The organism is uncultured Algibacter sp. (assembly GCF_947487605.1).
In the GTDB taxonomy this organism is placed as follows: domain Bacteria; phylum Bacteroidota; class Bacteroidia; order Flavobacteriales; family Flavobacteriaceae; genus Algibacter_D.
The window spans coordinates 1-590 of sequence record NZ_CANKXK010000064.1 but is presented as its reverse complement, the minus strand read 5'-3'; the positions used below and the strand labels follow the sequence as shown (position 1 = coordinate 590).

At 47.6% G+C, this 590-nt stretch carries 1 rRNA gene; it reads left to right on the top strand.

Going from position 1 to position 590, the window contains the following annotated elements:
• Positions 1 to 590: ribosomal RNA gene (locus Q0739_RS14965) — 23S ribosomal RNA — on the top strand; the annotation flags it as partial.

The window sequence follows — 590 nt, the reverse complement described above, 5'->3', positions numbered from 1 at the left end:
GGCACACACGAATTGATCCGTAGATATCCGAATGGGGCAACCTGGCATATTGAAGATATGTCATCCAGCAATGGAAGCAAACCCGGAGAACTGAAACATCTAAGTACCCGGAGGAGAAGAAAACAAAAGTGATTCCGATAGTAGCGGCGAGCGAACTTGGATTAGCCCAAACCAGTGTTGTTACGGCAATACTGGGGTTGTAGGACCACGACATTAGAAGCAAGATGAATTAGAATCCTTTGGAAAGAGGAGCCATAGACGGTGATAGCCCGGTATAAGTAAAGAATGTGGATATAGTGGTATCCTGAGTAGTGCGGGACACGAGTAATCCTGTATGAAACAGTCGGGACCATCCGATAAGGCTAAATACTCCTGAGAGACCGATAGTGAACTAGTACCGTGAGGGAAAGGTGAAAAGAACCCTGAATAAGGGAGTGAAATAGAACCTGAAACCATACGCTTACAAGCGGTCGGAGCGGCTTATGCTGTGACGGCGTGCCTTTTGCATAATGAGCCTACGAGTTACCGTTGCTAGCAAGGTTAAGCACTTCAGGTGCGGATCCGTAGCGAAAGCGAGTCTGAATAGGGCG